The sequence below is a fragment of the Streptomyces clavuligerus genome (assembly GCF_005519465.1).
GTDB classification, from domain to species: domain Bacteria; phylum Actinomycetota; class Actinomycetes; order Streptomycetales; family Streptomycetaceae; genus Streptomyces; species Streptomyces clavuligerus.
This window is the reverse complement of record NZ_CP027858.1, coordinates 3,600,773-3,615,275: the sequence shown is the minus strand read 5'-3', so window position 1 is coordinate 3,615,275 and position 14,503 is coordinate 3,600,773. Positions and strand designations below refer to the sequence as shown.

At 68.1% G+C, this 14,503-nt stretch carries 9 protein-coding genes, 1 tRNA gene and 1 pseudogene; 4 read left to right on the top strand and 7 right to left on the bottom strand.

The window, feature by feature from the left end; genetic code table 11:
- Positions 1 to 30: 30 nt before the first annotated feature.
- Entirely contained in the window at positions 31 to 681 is a 651-nt protein-coding gene (gene grpE / locus CRV15_RS15165) for a nucleotide exchange factor GrpE (RefSeq protein ID WP_003960973.1), read from the bottom strand.
- The gene (gene dnaK, locus CRV15_RS15160; RefSeq protein ID WP_003955082.1) at positions 678 to 2,537 is read right to left on the bottom strand and encodes a molecular chaperone DnaK; all 1,860 of its coding nucleotides are present in this window, start codon (positions 2,535 to 2,537) and stop codon (positions 678 to 680) included. The genes grpE and dnaK overlap by 4 nt, the downstream gene beginning before the upstream one ends.
- Positions 2,538 to 2,817: 280 nt before the next feature.
- Here dnaK and CRV15_RS15155 point away from each other — a divergent pair, with 280 nt between their 5' ends.
- From CRV15_RS15155 to CRV15_RS15145, 3 genes are all read left to right on the top strand, one after another.
- Positions 2,818 to 3,420, top strand: a complete 603-nt coding sequence (locus CRV15_RS15155) for a sugar transferase (RefSeq protein WP_009996673.1) — start codon at positions 2,818 to 2,820, stop codon at positions 3,418 to 3,420.
- 192 nt (positions 3,421 to 3,612) lie between these two features.
- Positions 3,613 to 5,934 carry a (Fe-S)-binding protein gene (locus tag CRV15_RS15150; RefSeq protein WP_003960975.1) on the top strand — a complete coding sequence of 774 codons (2,322 nt, stop codon included), beginning with the start codon at positions 3,613 to 3,615 and terminating at the stop codon, positions 5,932 to 5,934.
- Positions 5,935 to 6,209: 275 nt separating this feature from the next.
- Positions 6,210 to 7,244, top strand: coding sequence for a Yip1 family protein (locus CRV15_RS15145; protein WP_003955079.1), 1,035 nt, complete (start codon positions 6,210 to 6,212; stop codon positions 7,242 to 7,244).
- Positions 7,245 to 7,356: 112 nt separating this feature from the next.
- On the opposite strand, the gene CRV15_RS15140 is transcribed toward CRV15_RS15145, so the two are convergent.
- Both CRV15_RS15140 and dcd read right to left on the bottom strand, forming a co-directional pair.
- Complete coding sequence (locus tag CRV15_RS15140) at positions 7,357 to 7,854, bottom strand: phosphoribosyltransferase (protein WP_003955078.1); 498 nt, start codon at positions 7,852 to 7,854, stop codon at positions 7,357 to 7,359.
- A gap of 2 nt (positions 7,855 to 7,856) precedes the next feature.
- Positions 7,857 to 8,432, bottom strand: coding sequence for a dCTP deaminase (gene dcd, locus CRV15_RS15135; protein ID WP_003955077.1), 576 nt, complete (start codon positions 8,430 to 8,432; stop codon positions 7,857 to 7,859).
- A gap of 203 nt (positions 8,433 to 8,635) precedes the next feature.
- On the opposite strand from dcd, the gene CRV15_RS15130 reads away from it, so the two are divergent.
- A tRNA-Gly gene (locus CRV15_RS15130) sits at positions 8,636 to 8,709 on the top strand.
- 162 nt (positions 8,710 to 8,871) lie between these two features.
- On the opposite strand, the pseudogene CRV15_RS15125 reads toward CRV15_RS15130, so the two are convergent.
- The 3 genes and pseudogenes from CRV15_RS15125 to CRV15_RS15115 all read right to left on the bottom strand — a co-directional run.
- Positions 8,872 to 9,108: pseudogene (locus tag CRV15_RS15125) on the bottom strand (tyrosine-type recombinase/integrase); the annotation flags it as partial.
- A gap of 243 nt (positions 9,109 to 9,351) precedes the next feature.
- Positions 9,352 to 10,584 (bottom strand): damage-control phosphatase ARMT1 family protein, encoded by a 1,233-nt coding sequence (locus CRV15_RS15120; protein WP_003960978.1) that lies wholly within the window; start codon positions 10,582 to 10,584, stop codon positions 9,352 to 9,354.
- A gap of 25 nt (positions 10,585 to 10,609) precedes the next feature.
- Complete coding sequence (locus CRV15_RS15115; RefSeq protein ID WP_230864142.1) at positions 10,610 to 14,029, bottom strand: NB-ARC domain-containing protein; 3,420 nt, start codon at positions 14,027 to 14,029, stop codon at positions 10,610 to 10,612.
- Positions 14,030 to 14,503: the final 474 nt, after the last annotated feature.

The following is a 14,503-nucleotide window of genomic DNA, read 5'->3' as shown; positions in this document are numbered from 1 at the left end:
CTTCCCCGGACGGTCCTTGTCTGGTGTGCGTCAGCCCTCGTCCGGGCCACCGCTCTCCTCGTCCTTCGCCGCCTCGTCCTTGGCGGCCGACGGGGCCGCGCCCGGCTGGGGCTCGGCCACCGCGACCCGGGCGGGGCGGATGGTCCGCTCGCCGATGCGATACCCCGGCTGAAGCACCGCGACGCATGTGGTCTCGGTGACATCCGGCGCGTAGCTGTGCATCAGCGCCTCGTGGATCGTCGGGTCGAAGGGCTCGCCCTCCTTGCCGAACTGCTGGAGGCCCATCTTGGCGGCGGCGGTCTCCAGGGACTCGGCGACCGACTTGAAGCCGCCCACCAGCTCCCCGTGGTCCCGGGCCCGGCCGATGTCGTCGAGCACGGGCAGCAGCTCGGTCAGGAGGGTCGCCGTGGCGATCTCCTTGACCGCGACGCGGTCCCGCTCCACCCGACGGCGGTAGTTCTGGTACTCGGCCTGGAGCCGCTGGAGGTCACCGGTGCGCTCGGCGAGGGCCGTACGCACCTGGTCCAGCTCCGCCGTCAGGCCGACGGTCTTGGCTGCGTCCCCTGCCGGGGCCGCCTTGTCCTCCTTCTCCGGGGACTCGGCGGCCTCGGCGGCGTCGTCGGATGTGGCGCCGGAAGGGACGTCGGGCTTCTCCTCGAAGCCCGGGGTCTCCTCCGTCACGCGGCACCGTCCTTACCGGGCTTCTCGTCGTCGACGATCTCGGCGTCCACGACGTCGTCCTCCGCCTTGGCCTGCTGGCCCGCACCGGCGGCACCGGCGTCGGCACCCGCGGCCTGCTGCGCCTGGGCGTCGGCGTACATGGCCTGGCCCAGCTTCTGCGAGACGGCGGCGACCTTCTCGGTGGCGGTGCGGATCTCGGCGGTGTCCTCGCCCTTCAGCTTCTCCTTGAGCTCGCCGATGGCGGTCTCCACCTCGGTCTTCACCTCGCCGGGAACCTTGTCCTCGTTGTCCTTGAGGAACTTCTCGGTCTGGTAGACGAGCTGCTCGCCCTGGTTGCGGCTCTCGGCGGCCTCGCGGCGGCGGTGGTCCTCGTCCGCGTACTGCTCGGCCTCCTGGCGCATCCGGTCGACCTCGTCCTTCGGCAGCGAGGAGCCGCCGGTGACGGTCATCTTCTGCTCCTTGCCGGTGCCGAGGTCCTTCGCCGTGACATGCATGATGCCGTTGGCGTCGATGTCGAAGGAGACCTCGATCTGCGGCACCCCGCGCGGGGCCGGCGGCAGACCGGTCAGCTCGAACATGCCGAGCTTCTTGTTGTACGCGGCGATCTCGCGCTCGCCCTGGTAGACCTGGATCTGCACCGACGGCTGGTTGTCCTCGGCCGTGGTGAAGATCTCCGAGCGCTTGGTGGGGATGGTCGTGTTGCGCTCGATGAGGCGGGTCATGATGCCGCCCTTGGTCTCGATGCCCAGCGACAGCGGGGTCACGTCGAGCAGCAGGACGTCCTTGACCTCGCCCTTGAGGACACCGGCCTGGAGCGAGGCGCCGATGGCGACGACCTCGTCCGGGTTCACACCCTTGTTGGCCTCCTTGCCGCCGGTCAGCTCCTTGACCAGCTCGGCGACGGCGGGCATACGGGTGGAGCCGCCGACGAGGACCACGTGGTCGATCTCGGAGAGGGCGATGCCCGCGTCCTTGATGACGTTGTTGAACGGGGTCTTGCAACGCTCCAGCAGGTCCGAGGTGAGCTGCTGGAACTGCGCCCGGGTGAGCTTCTCGTCCAGGTGCAGCGGGCCCTCGGCGGAGGCGGTGATGTAGGGCAGGTTGATCGTCGTCTCGGTGGAGGACGACAGCTCGATCTTCGCCTTCTCGGCGGCCTCGCGCAGCCGCTGGAGCGCCATCTTGTCCTTGGACAGGTCGACGCCGTGGCCGTTCTGGAACTGCTTGACCAGGTAGTCGACGACGCGCTGGTCCCAGTCGTCACCACCGAGGTGGTTGTCGCCGTTGGTGGCCTTCACCTCGACGACGCCGTCGCCGATCTCCAGCAGCGAGACATCGAAGGTGCCGCCACCGAGGTCGAAGACGAGGATCGTCTGGTCGTCCTTGTCCAGGCCGTAGGCGAGGGCGGCGGCCGTCGGCTCGTTGACGATGCGCAGGACGTTCAGACCCGCGATCTCACCGGCCTCCTTGGTGGCCTGGCGCTCGGAGTCGTTGAAGTACGCCGGAACGGTGATGACCGCGTCCGCGACCTTCTCGCCCAGGTACGCCTCCGCGTCCCGCTTCAGCTTCTGCAGGATGAAGGCGCTCATCTGCTGCGGGTTGAAGGTCTTGCCGTCGATGTCGATCTTCCAGTCGGTGCCCATGTGGCGCTTCACCGAACGGATCGTCCGGTCCACATTGGTGACCGCCTGGCGCTTCGCGACCTCGCCGACCAGCACCTCGCCGTTCTTCGCGAAGGCGACAACGGACGGCGTGGTCCGGGCACCCTCGGCGTTGGTGATGACGGTGGGCTCGCCGCCCTCCAGAACGCTGACGACGGAGTTGGTTGTGCCCAGGTCGATGCCGACCGCACGTGCCATGTCAATTCCTCCAGCTGACTACTTGAGTGGAACTGACTCAAGGATGCACGAGCCCCCTCCCGGAGTCAACAGACCTGAGTCGAGAAGGCTCAACTTTTATCCTGCGCTTATCCGCAGGGGGTTCGGAAGGGCGTCACGCGTCGTTCCCGCGCATTTCTCCCCTGTCTGCAAGAGTCATTCCCGTTGAGGGGTTTCTCTGCACCTTGATGCCTCTTGGCATGAGATGCACCGATCTGACGACAGACAACGACGGCGGCGGTCGAGGGCGGCGGACGAACGGATGGCGGACAAGCGGCGCGGCACCGGAGACCGGGGCCGGCGCGAGCACCGGAGCCGGGGCCGGGGCGGCGGAAGAGGCTGCGTCTCGGCGCCCGCCAAGCGGGCCGTCGACCTCCTCGGCGCCGCCCTGCTGCTGCTTCTGCTCTCCCCCGCCCTGCTGACGGCCGCGGCGGCGGTCGCGGCGGGCTCCCGGGGCCCCGTCCTCGTCCCCCGGGTCCGGGCGGGCCTCGCGGGCCGCCCCTTCGCGATGCTGGCCTTCCGTACCGACCCGGCCACCCGGAGCGGCCGGTTCCTGCGCCGCCACCGCCTCGACCACCTCCCCGAACTGGCCAATGTCGTGCGCGGCGAGATGTCGCTCGTCGGCCCGTACCCGATCCCCCTGGAACGGGCCTGGTCGGCGACGGGCCCGGAGCGGGCGCGCACGGCGGTGCGCCCCGGCATGACCGGCCCCTGGCAGATCGGGGGCCGCTCGGAGCTGCCCTGGGAGGAGATGGCCGTGCTCGACCTCCACTATCTGGAGGAGCACTGGCTCGGCCTCGACCTGGCGATCCTGGCGCGCACCGTGCCGGTGGCGCTCCGGGGCCGCCCCGCAGGGGGCCGGTAGCCCCGGTCCGGCCGGAAGATCCGGCACCGAGCGATACAGATCACCGGCCGTCCCGCTACAGTGCGGCGCCGTAAGTGGGTAGTCTCAGCACGAACTCAATAAGTTACCGCTTAGTAGTGCCTGAGGGCTGCCTTGCTCGGCGGCGCCGGGCAGTGCGGTGGTCCCTACCCTCGCAGGCCCGAGGAGCCCTCCATGCAACTCGCCGCGATCGTCGTGTCACTGGTCCTGACCGTGGTCGGCGTTGCGCTCATCGCCCGTGCCGTCGCGCAGATCTACCACTTCGTGAAGCTCGGCCAACCGGTGCCCGCGGGCAGCCGGACCGATGAACCCAAGCAGCGCACCCTCACCCTGGCCAGGGAGTTCCTGGGGCACACCCGGATGAACCGCTGGGGCGTCGTGGGCTTCGCCCACTGGTTCGTCGCGATCGGCTTCCTCACCCTGCCGCCGACCCTGGCGCAGGCGTACGGACAGCTCTTCCAGGCGGACTGGGTGCTCCCGGTCATCGGCGGCTTCGTCCCGTTCGAGATGTACATCGAGTTCATCGGCCTGATGACGGTGGTGGGCATCCTCGTCCTGATGGCGATCCGGCTGCTCAGCCTGCCCTCCCGGGCGGGCCGCAAGTCGCGCTTCGCGGGCTCGAAGGCATGGCAGGCGTACTTCGTCGAGTACGTCATCCTCACCATCGGCCTGGCCATCCTGGTGCTGCGCGGCCTGGAGGGCGCGATCCACCACGTCGACGGCTACGAGGCGGCGTACTTCGTCTCGTACCCGCTGGTCCTGGCCTTCGACGGGCTGGACGTGGGCACGCTCCAGAACCTGATCTACTGCACCGCCATGATCAAGATCGGTGTCTCGCTGATCTGGATGATCACGGTCTCGCTCAACACCAATATGGGTGTGGCCTGGCACCGTTTCCTGGGCTTCCCCAACATCTGGTTCAAGCGGAACGCGGACGGGTCCACGGCGCTGGGCGCGCTCCAGCCGATGACCTCCGGCGGCAAGGAGATCGACTTCGAGACGGTCTTCGAGGACGAGGACGCCGAGGTCGACTTCGGCGTCTCCCAGGTCGAGCACTTCTCCTGGAAGGGCATCCTCGACTTCTCCACCTGCACCGAGTGCGGACGCTGCCAGTCGCAGTGCCCGGCCTGGAACACCGGCAAGCCGCTCTCCCCCAAACTGCTGATCATGTCCCTGCGCGACCACGCGCACGCCAAGGCCCCCTATCTGCTGGCGGGCGGCGGCAAAACCGCGGAGGGCGAGGAGAAGGCGTCCGCCGAGGCACTGAAGGACGTCCCCGCGAGCGCGCTGGCCGAGGCCGAGCGCCCGCTGATCGGCACCGCCGGGGCGGTGTCCGACAGCGGCTTCGCCACGGGCGGCGTCATCGACCCGGACGTCCTGTGGTCCTGCACCACCTGCGGCGCCTGCGTGGAACAGTGCCCGGTGGACATCGAGCACATCGACCACATCGTCGACATGCGCCGCTACCAGGTCATGATCGAGTCGGCCTTCCCCTCCGAGGCGGGCACGATGCTCAAGAACCTGGAGCGCAAGGGCAACCCCTGGGGCCTCGCGAAGAAGCAGCGCGTCGCATGGACCAAGGAGGTCGACTTCGAGGTCCCGATCGTCGGCCAGGACATCGAGGACCTGAGCGAGGTGGACTACCTCTACTGGGTCGGCTGCGCGGGCGCCCTGGAGGACCGGGCCAAGAAGACCACCCGGGCCTTCGCCGAGCTGCTGCACATCGCGGGCGTCAAGTTCGCGATCATGGGCGGCGAGGAGAAGTGCACCGGCGACTCCCCGCGGCGCCTGGGCAACGAGCCGCTGTTCCAGCAGCTCGGCCAGGAGAACGTGGCGATGCTGAACATGGCGTTCGGTGAATCCCTCGACGAGGACGGCCGGGTGGAGGAGTCGACGCGGAAGCCGCAGTCGGCGAAGAAGATCGTCTCGACCTGCCCGCACTGCTTCAACACGATCGCGAACGAGTATCCGCAGCTCGGCGGCGAGTACGAGGTCATCCACCACACCCAGCTCCTCCAGCACCTCATCGACGAGGGGCGGCTGATCCCCGTCACCCCGGTCGAGGGTCTGATCACCTACCACGACCCCTGCTATCTGGGCCGTCACAACAAGGTCTACACACCGCCGCGCGAGATCATGGACAAGGTCCCGGGGCTGCGGCAGCAGGAGATGCACCGCCACAAGGAGCGCGGCTTCTGCTGTGGCGCGGGCGGCGCGCGGATGTGGATGGAGGAGCGGATCGGCAAGCGCATCAACAACGAGCGGGTCGACGAGGCGCTCTCCCTCAACCCGGACATCGTCTCCACCGCCTGCCCGTTCTGCCTGGTGATGCTCACCGACTCCGTCAACGGCAAGAAGAACGACGGCCAGGCGAAGGAGGAGCTGAAGGTCGTGGACGTGGCGCAGCTCCTCCTCGAATCGGTGAGGACGCCGCCGTCCGACCCGAGCCCCTCGCAGGAGCCGGCGGGGGCGCCGGAACCGGCTCCCGTGAAGTGACGCCGACACCGGCGCCGACACCGGTGAAGTGACGCCGACACCGATGGCCGGGCCGGTCTCCGACCGGCCGCCGTCGGCCCGCGGGCCCCGTGCCGTGTCCGGTGCGGGGCCCGTCGGCTGTGCGGAGGGGTGCGTTCCCTCTCAGGGGTGAGGCAGTGGCGCCTCAGGGATGAGGGAGTGACACCCCTTAGGGGATGTCACAGGTCGGCCGCAAACAGCCCCTCGCGCCCCTCCCGTACTCATCCGGTGCGCGGGAAGCGGGTACGTTCGAGAGCGTGGCTGGATTCAGGATCGGACGCGGCCGGGACAACCGCACGCAGCAGCAGCGACCGCAGCAGACCGGGGGCCCCGGGCAGCGGCGGGCGCAGCAGGCACCGCCTGCCTACGGGGGACAGGCGGCGCCTCCGTATGCCCAGCAGCAGCAACCACCGCAGTGGCCGCAGTCGCACCCCGGGCACCAGGGACACCAGGGACATTACGGCCCCGGCGGTCAGCCCGGCCACCCGGGCCAGCAGGGCCCCCGGAACCACGGCGGTCCGCCCGGCCACCCGGGCCAGCACGGCGGCCACGACGAGCCGGAGTACTTCGGCGACCCGTACCAGCAGCAGCACCAGTATCAGCAGCACCAGCCGCGCCACTCCGGACCCGCTCCCGCCCCGCAGGACGCGTACGCGAACAACCCGGGGCACACCCAGGCGTTCTCCGTGCAGGACCCCTATGGCGAGAGCGCCGTCTACCAGGCCGGATCGGCGACCGCGCCGCCCGCAGGACCCCGTCTGCCCTGGAAGCAGCTCCTCAGCGGGATCGTGCTGCGCCCCGACGCGACGTTCTGGCAGATGCGGGACTACGCGGTCTGGGGCCCCGCGCTGGTGGTCACCTTCCTCTACGGCGCACTCGCGCTCTTCGGCTTCGACCAGGCGCGCGACGAGACGATCAACGCCACGATCTCGACGGCGATCCCCTATGTCCTGACCACCGGCGTCGCCTTCGTCATCGGCGGTCTGATCCTGGGCGCGGTGACCCACACCCTGGGCCGCCAGCTCGGCGGCACCGGCTCCTGGCAGCCGACCGTGGGCCTCTCCATGCTGATCATGTCGATCACAGACGCGCCCCGGCTGATCTTCGCCATGTTCCTGGGCGGGGAGAACTCTCTCGTCCAGGTCATCGGCTGGCTCACCTGGCTGGCGGCGAGTGCGCTGTTCACGACGATGATGCGCCGTTCGCACGATCTGCCCTGGCCGAAGGCGCTGGGGGCGTCGGCGATCCAGCTCATCGGACTGCTGTCGATCATCAAGCTGGGCACGATCTGAGCACACGGCGAAGGCGGAGGGCCCGGACGGAGTGACTCCGTCCGGGCCCTTCTGCTGTTCCTTGCCGTCCCGCCGCTTCCCGCAGCCTTTTGTCGCTTCTCGTCGCCTCTTGTCAGGCGTCGAGGACCTGGCCGCTCCGCTGGACGACGGGCTTGTCGACGCTCCAGGGGAAGTTGATCCAGTCGTCGGTGCGCTTCCAGACGTATTCGCACTTCACGAGCGAGTGGGACTTCTCGTAGATCACGGCGGAGCGGACCTCGGCGACATGGTCCTTGCAGAAGTCGTGGACCAGCTTCAGGGTCTTGCCGGTGTCCGCGACATCGTCGGCGATGAGCACCTTCTTGTTGCTGAAGTCGATCGCGTCGGGCACCGGGGCCAGCATGACCGGCATCGCCAGGGTGGTCCCGATCCCGGTGTAGAACTCGACGTTCACCAGGTGGATGTTCTTGCAGTCCAGCGCGTATGCCAGACCACCCGCGACAAAGACCCCGCCGCGCGCGATCGACAGCACGATGTCGGGCTCGTACCCGTCGTCCGCGATCGTCTGCGCCAGCTCCCGGATCGCCCCGCCGAACTTCTCGTACGTCAGGTTCTCTCGTACATCGCTCATGCTCACACCTGCGTCCGATGGAAGTTCTGGAACGAGCGCGACGCCGTGGGCCCGCGCTGCCCCTGGTAACGGGAGCCGTAGCGCTCGCTGCCGTACGGGTACTCCGCGGGCGAGGACAGCCGGAACATGCAGAGCTGTCCGATCTTCATCCCGGGCCAGAGCTTGATCGGCAGGGTCGCGAGATTCGACAGCTCCAGCGTGACGTGTCCGGAGAACCCGGGGTCGATGAAGCCGGCGGTCGAGTGGGTGACCAGCCCGAGCCGGCCGAGGGAGCTCTTCCCCTCCAGCCGGGAGGCGATGTCGTCGGGCAGCGAGATGACCTCGTACGTCGACGCCAGCACGAACTCGCCCGGGTGCAGGATGAACGCCTCGTCACCGTCCGGCTCGACCGTACGGGTCAGATCCGCCTGCTCGACCGCGGGGTCGATATGCGGATAGCGGTGGTTCTCGAACACCCGGAAGTAGCGGTCCAACCGCACATCGATGCTCGACGGCTGCACCATGGATTCGTCATACGGGTCGATGCCCACCCGTCCGGCGTCGATCTCCGCCCGGATGTCCTTGTCTGAGAGAAGCACCCCCCGAGGATACGCAGAACGCCCGGACCCGCCCTACTCGGACGCCGCACCGGAACTCGCGCCGCGTCCTCCGGCCGCCTCAACTCCCCCACCGCACAGCCCCATCCGCCCTTCGGGACGACCACGGAGGAAGGGTCCGTACCCGTCGCGGACGGAATGAGGTAAGGTGAGCTGCGCGGTACCGGATCATTCCGGGACCTCAGGCGGGTGTAGTTTAATGGTAGAACATGAGCTTCCCAAGCTCAGAGCGCGAGTTCGATTCTCGTCACCCGCTCCACGATAAAGGCCCAGGTCACAGACCGGGGTCTTTCTTGTTGTCTAGACCAATTCCAGGACCTCGCACCACTACGCACCCGGGGAGTCTTCACAGCGAGGTGCGGGGCATCCCGCCGGGCGGCCTTCTCCGCCGACGTCCCGCATCCCGAGATCGATTTCATGTGACCCCGACCACGGTTTCCTTCTGCCGCTTGGCCGTGGAGTGTTGGTAGATCATCGCGGCCCGGACTGAGGACTGGCCCATCCGGACCATGAGGTCCCTGGTGCTGGCCCCGGTCTCGGCGAGCAGAGTGTTGCCCGTGTGCCTCAGATCGCAGAAGCGGAAGCCCGGCTCCATGCCGACCCGCTCTCGTGCCGCCCGCCATGTACGGCCGAAGGTGGACCGGCGGAAGGGCGCCCCCAACCACACGGGGGCACGTGGCTCAGCAGATCACTGCGGAGCTCCAAGCGGACCGACCGCTCGATCGCTCCCAGAAGCCTGCTCCGGGCCGACGGCGATGCCGCGTACTCAGCCACCTCGTACTGCCTCCTGTTTGTTCCTTCCGCCAGGATTCCGACGGGAGGCTGACGCCTGGTGGAAGATCGAGCGGCCGGACATACCGTGCCCAGCCGCTCATGGAGTGAGCTAGGAGCCGTGCGGAAATCAGGTCTGCCGTCGGACCTGAACCAGGGCATGAGTGCCGCTCGTGCGCCAAGCCCTCCCGGACCGTTCCAGAGCATCCAGCGTCTTCTGCTCCAGCCCCACGATGACGTCGGACTTCAGGGTGCGGAGCGCCGCTACAGCCCCGGGGAAGTACGCCGTGAGGTCCGCGAACCGCGTCCTCGCATCCCACATCCGGTCGCCGACAAGCCGACGGTAGTTGAGATCGCCCTTCAGGATGGTCAGGGTGACGGCCGCGAACTCCTCGCGCAGATCGTCCGGCATCTCCGCGTACGACAGCGGCGCGCAGAAGAACGGGTGGGTGCGGATCTCCACGTGGCCTGTCGCCACGGCCTCCCAGAGACGGTTGCCGATCCGGCCGGCCTCTCCAGGTGCCTCGGTGAGGCGGCGGAGGCAGTCGACGACGTCCGCCGTCATCGCGTCGGACACATAGTACGGAGAGGGCTTGACGTGGAGCACGACCCGCTTGGCGTGCCGGTGCACGAGAAGATGGTCGATGAGGATCAGGTCCGGGATCAACTCTCGCCCCGCGTTGTCCGCCACCACAGCGACAGTGGAACCGGCTCCAGCGGGCAGCAACTGCCACAGCACGGCAGCATCATCGGCGACCAAGCCGTCGGTAGCGTCTCCGGGCGCCGGATCCCCCTCCGTGACACGGAAGCCCAGGTCAGCGCGGTTGCCCCAGAGCGAGGCGTGGAGCAGGGCCGTGGCCCTCTCATCAGCCGAAACGTCGGCGAGCGCGTCCAGCGCCCCGAGTTCCTCGTCCACCACCGCAGTACGCAGTTCCGCCTGCTTGAAGGGGGCGAAGGGATCGACACCCTGCCACGGGCCCGTACCGAAGTACTCGACGGCCCCGAGGAGCCTGCGGTAGAAGTAGCTCTCCGCCCACAGGAACGGAGCGTCGAACCACGGCCGCCCGAAGTGCCCCCGCCCCCATTCCGCCCACTGCCCGTGATCGTGCGCCGAAGGGGCAAGCGGTTCGACGACACCGTTGGTGATCTCGTCCAACAGGGCATCGAGGGCCGCGTGCTGTCGGCGGCCGTACGGGAAGGCATCCCGTACCTGCTGGATCAGGGACGGATGGCGTTTGGCCAGGACTCCCCAGGCGAACGAGCCGGTCTCGTCGCTCAGGATGACCGACGCGCCGGATTCGTCCACCGGGCCGGAATCACGGTCGGCCCCTTCGTCCGAAGTGCGGGAAGTGTTCTCTGGCATAGTGTCCAAGCCCTTCGCTTATCGCTCATGAATCCTTGATCTCCAGTGCTACGACCCCCGCCGCGCTGCCGACCAGCACCTCGCCCGTACCGGCTTCGAAGGCCGCACAGTGCAAGGAGGCATCCACTCTGACCTTGGCGATCTGGCGCTGCTCGCTGAGCGACCACAGGCGCACGGTCCCGTCCGCCGCAGCCGACACCAAGCGGTCCTCGTCGCCGACGAAGCCGAGCATGAGGATGCGTCCGGTGTGCCCGGAGAGGTGAGAGGTGAACCTGTCCGTACCCAGGTGTCGCACCGCGATGTCACCGGTTCCCGCCCCGACCGCCACGCGATGCCCCGGTCTGTCCACGGTGACGGCACGGGCCCACCCGTTGGGGCTGGAGAAGCGGCCTCTGAACTCGCCGGTGGGGGCGTGCCACACACGTACAGAACCGTCACCGCCACATGCGGCGAGGAGGTCTCCGCTGTTGTCGAAGGCCAGCGAGCGCAGTCGACCGGCATGGACATCCTGGCTCCACAGCAGTGCCCCTGTGGAGAAGTCCCAACACCGGATGTGTCCGTCGCCTGTACTCGCGGCAAGGCGCGGTGCCGAACGGGCCATTGCCACGGCCCACGTACGCGGGGTGTCCTGGTTCAGCGTGAGTGACCATGTCACGTCGAGCAGCGACCACACTCTGACTGCCCCGTCGCCACACGCGGCCGCGATGTGCTCCATGCCACCGGCCAGGGACCAGACGCGCCCATGGGCCGCCGCGAGTCTCCGGCTGACCGTCCCGGTCGAGGTATCGATGATGCCGACGCCACCGGCTCCATCGCCGACCGCAGCAGTACGGCCGTCGGCGGCGAACTGTGTGGACCACACGGTGTTCGAGCCGCTGGCCAGCGTCCTGAGCCTGCTTTTTCCCACGGTCCAGACACGAACAGCGCCGTCCTCGCATCCCGCGATCACGGTGCGGTCGCCGGTTCTGGCGAGTGAGCGCACCCAGTCGACACCTGGCGGCGGCTGGGTCTCGCGCGCTGGGCCTTCCGCCGCGAACGCCTGGATTCTCGGCTCTTCGGTGGCGGCGACGATGATGTCGGCGTGCGGAGTCAGAGCGACGGCGCGCACGCGTGCCTTGAGACCGGCGATCTGGCGAACGAGCGTGAGTCGTCCTTCCGCCGTGTCCCACACGATGACGGAGCGGTCTCCTGATCCGGAGACCAGGACAGATGATTCGGGCGCGAAGGCCACAGAGCGTACCCAGCCCCGGTGAGCCGCGTGTTCGTCCAGGAGGCGGCCTGTACGAAGATCGAAGAGGCGGACGAACTCGTCCTCGCCGGCCACGGCCACAAACGAGTGGGAGTCCCCTCCGACCGCCACGGACCAGACGGGAGTGCCGACCGTACGCATCGAACGCACGAGCACCAGTCTGTCTGTGTCCCACACGTGCACAGCCCCGTCCTCGGCCCCGGAGATCAAGATGGGGCCGGAGGGGGAGAAGGCGAGGCTCCGCACGCGGCGATTGTGCCCGGGCAGCACCCCGATGGGGTCCCCGGTGTCCGTACGCCACAACCGGATCGCCCCGTCGTCTCCCGCCGACGCGAGGACCAGGCCATCTGCCGAGAGCACGGTGGCGAACACCCACCCGGTGTGGGCGTGGTGGGCTCGGAGCAATCGGCCGGTGCTGCTGTTCCACAACCTGACCACCCCGTCCTCACCACCCGAAACCACCAGGTCACGGACGGCCGAGACGCTGACGACCGCGCCGATATGGCCGGGTACCGCCGCTTCCGTGGTGGCGTTCTCGGGCGGCAGCAGCCACTTCGGGGTGAACACGGCCTCCGCGTCGATGCCACGGTCGACGGTTCGCGTGGCTTCGGTCAGAGGGGCGCGTCGCAGCACGATGGAGAGTGTCGAGGCAATGTCCGCCGGGCTTTCCACTCCGTTCAGCAGGTATCCAGCGCCGGTCAGGGCGCGGGCAATCAGCCACTCCCTATGTTGAGGGTGGCCCGAGTCGGGCTGGCCGGACAGAGCATCCAGCACAGCCGCGTCCCTGGTCAGAGACTGATGTCCGACAAGACCGACCTTGCGGATGATGTACGGAGGAGAGGCCAGCAGACTGACGACTTCGGCGTCCAGGCCGGCTTCCCGCAGGTGGTACGGAAGGTGCCGCCACAGGTAGCCCTCGGTTCCGTCCAGCGTCGTCCACGCGCCCTCGGTACTCCGGCGGTACGCCTCGGTCAGGGACTGATGAAGAGCCGCCCAGCGGTCGCCGATCAGATGCCGCAGATATGACCGGAACACATCGTGCAGGACAATGGCGTTCCGGTCGGCGAGATACGCGCTGATCAGGGAGCGGTCGGACAGCAGTCGGCAGAATTGCCGCACGACGTGAGGCGCCCATCCGTGCGCGGTCTGCCACCAGTGGGTGAGCACCGACATGGGGATCGGCACCGACGGGGGAAAGACCGCGAGCGAAAGGTACCGATCCCGGAGGTCCGAGTGCCCGGCGATCGAGACGCTCTCCTCAAGGCTGCGGAGGCTGGACGAGAGTGCCTGCCCCATGGCGTTCTTCCGCTGGTCCGAATCCCAGACATCGAATGCCTGGGGGCCGTACGCGCGGATCGTCGCGCTTGTCTCCGCGACCACACGGCCGGCCGGGACGCCGGAGACGACTTCCTGTGAGACATTCGCTCCGACGATCGACGCCAGCAGGGGCCATCCACCGCACACGTCGGCAAGCCGCGCAGATTCGGTCTCATCCAAGGTGCCGACGGTGCGGATGAGCAGCTCTCTGACCTCGCCCGGTGCCATGGGTCCCAGCTGCACCACCCGGGCGGCACTGGGGCATACACGCACGTTCCGCGTGGTGACGAGCCGCACACAGTTCTCCCCGCCCAGGAGGAAGGGGCTGAGGTCGGCCGCGGACCAAACATTGTCGACGACAAGAAGAGCACGTCGGCCCTGGAGCAGACGGGCCAGGTGAAAGCCGGCCTGCTCCGGATCCGTGAAGGACGGCCGGTTGCCGGCCAGATGAACGCACAGATCAGAGATCAGTTCGACGACCCGCGCCGCTGTACACCCCTCGCCCGTCTCCACCCAGAGGATCTCCGAGAAGGAATTTCGTATACGAGGGTCGTCGCATGTCTGCGTCGCCAGCGTCGTCTTCCCGAACCCGCCGGGACCGCACAGGGCGACTGCGGCGGTACTGGCCTCCGCAGACGCCTCCCGCAGGACGGAGACGAGCCTCTCAAAATCATCTGACCTGTGCACCAAGCCGGGCTCCGGGACGGGAATGGGGAAGTAGTGATCCGGTGTGGGCCCGTCGGAAGGAGTGGGAGCACCGACAGAATCCCAGAAGCGCCGCTGTACCTCCGTGTCGCTTCGCTCCAGCGCTGTATCCAATAACGCCTGGGAATCCGGAACGAGAACGATTTTCTCGCCCCGAGCCTCCCAGTTGGACACCGTCCGGTCGCTGACGCCGAGGTAGGCGGCGAAGCGACGCACACTCCGACGCGTCGCGAGTCGCAGAGCACGCGCCTCCCTTCCGGTCCAGCGCTGCACTGTGGCCACCGAGGCTCCTTCGACCGACACCAACGACGGTAACAGCGTAGGGCGGTCTGACCAGCGGCGTAGGGCCTTCACTGCGACAGGAGTTCAGCACGGGTTCAGCACCTGGGGTGCCTCGGCGAGCCCGAGCCCAGGGATGGGCGACCACTCATGTGCGCGATGGCGCTGCCACGCGAGTGCGACACAACGGCAGCCCGCTGTCCGGCATGCCACGGCAGTCTCCTCACCACGGAGCACGACCGCTCCGGATGGTTACGGAAGGGTGGTCATTGAGTGACCGGGACGACAGAGCGGCATGGCGACAGAGGTAAGTGGTCTGAGCACCAGATCGCGTACTACCGAGCGCGAGCCGCCGAATACGACATCGCT